Source organism: Neisseria sicca VK64 (assembly GCF_000260655.1).
Classification (GTDB): domain Bacteria; phylum Pseudomonadota; class Gammaproteobacteria; order Burkholderiales; family Neisseriaceae; genus Neisseria; species Neisseria sicca_B.
This window is the reverse complement of the sequence record NZ_AJMT01000151.1, coordinates 1-1,504: the sequence shown is the minus strand read 5'-3', so window position 1 is coordinate 1,504 and position 1,504 is coordinate 1. Positions and strand designations below refer to the sequence as shown.

General features: G+C 46.1%; 1 protein-coding gene and 1 tRNA gene. One reads left to right on the top strand and one right to left on the bottom strand.

Features of this window, described 5'->3' with window-relative positions:
* Nucleotides 1–11: 11 nt before the first annotated feature.
* Nucleotides 12–87: transfer RNA gene (locus HMPREF1051_RS09005), tRNA-Lys, on the top strand.
* Nucleotides 88–400: 313 nt separating this feature from the next.
* On the opposite strand, the gene HMPREF1051_RS09000 is transcribed toward HMPREF1051_RS09005, so the two are convergent.
* The gene (locus HMPREF1051_RS09000; RefSeq protein WP_003767473.1) at nt 401–943 is read right to left on the bottom strand and encodes a c-type cytochrome; all 543 of its coding nucleotides are present in this window, start codon (nt 941–943) and stop codon (nt 401–403) included.
* Nucleotides 944–1,504: the final 561 nt, after the last annotated feature.

The following is a 1,504-nucleotide window of genomic DNA, read 5'->3' as shown; positions in this document are numbered from 1 at the left end:
CACAGCTTATCGGGTCGTTAGCTCAGTCGGTAGAGCAGCGGACTTTTAATCCGTTGGTCGAGCGTTCGAATCGCTCACGACCCACCAAATTTAAAAAGCTGAGTTGAAAAACTCAGCTTTTTTATTGCCTTTCTGCCTTAGTTCTAACATTCAGACCGCACCATCGTTAATCAAAGATCAGGTCGTCTGAAAACAGGATGATGTTTCAGACGAGCTTCCCTCAACTTCCTGTGTAGTGGTTCAAGTAAGCTTGAATCAAGACAAGGCGAAGCAACACCGCATTGATTTCAGCTTAATCTTATACGTTTCCCATCAAAGCAAATCCGAACCGTCTCGACGCTTGGCTGTTTTCCCATAAAAAAACGCACCTTATTGCAAGGTGCGTTTTGATTTGTACAGCTTAGAATTTGGCGCCGGATTGGTTTGCCATATAGTCAACCGCCGCTTTGACTTCGTCATCGCTCAGGCTGGTGTTGCCGCCTTTTGCCGGCATGGTGTTGAAGCCTTCGAGTGCATGTTTATGCAGGGTTTCTTTGCCTTGTTTGATGCGCGGAGCCCAATCATCATTTTTACCGACGACCGGAGCGCCCGGGATGGTACCGCCGTGGCACATTTTACAGTTGGCTTCGAAAACGGCTTTGCCGTCCACTTTGGCGGACGAGGCATCTTTTTTCTCGTCGGCAGGCGCAGCTTCTGTTTTTTCAGCCGGTTTGGCTTCAGAGGCAGGAGCTTCTTTTACTTCTGATGCGGCTTTGGCGGCAGTATCTTCTACTTTGCTCGCCGCTGCTTGAGCAGAAGATGCAGCAGCATCGGTAGCAGAAGCCGCAGCGTCTTTAACCTCGGAAGCTACGGCAGAAGCCGCCTCCTTAGTTTCCTGCTTGGCTTCTTGGGAACAAGCCGACAAAGCGGCCATCATCATCGCAGCAATTAGTAATTTGTTCATGTTCTATCCTTCTTAAATTTTTTAGTTAAGGTACTGTTTTATAAAACAGCTGGAAAAATTCTAACACACATCATTTTCATGTTCCCGCCGATGTAGTGGGTTGTAGTAACAAATATTGGCATAAGTCATGTTTTGTTCTGAAAAAAGGCGGAAAATGTTGACACCCGCACAATCATTCCTATATAGCCTCCGGCTTATTGGGCGGTTTGAACCTTGTTTGCCATGCCTTTAAATCCGCCCCAATCCTGCCCAATTTCAAAATCCTGGCTTTAAAAGCCGGCTTTTTTATGGGCACGCCATTTCATCCCAACTCATGCTCAAACCAATCAATCCCTATTTTCTTTCATGCAAAAAGGTCGTCTGAAACCCTACATCAGGTTTCAGACGACCTTTTTATAGTGGATTAACTTTAAACCAGTACGGCGTTGCCTCGCCTTGTCCTGATTTAAATTTAATCCACTATACCTTATCCGCCAGCCTCAAAACATCTTTTTCATGGCTTTCTGAATAAGGTCGAGTTGTTTTTTATATTCGCGGCAATGGGGGCATATCAGCAGGTGG

What these genes read in the sequence shown, in the direction of transcription:
- HMPREF1051_RS09000 (WP_003767473.1), bottom strand. Translation starts at nt 943, where the DNA reads ATGAACAAATTACTAATTGCTGCGATGATGATGGCCGCTTTGTCGGCT.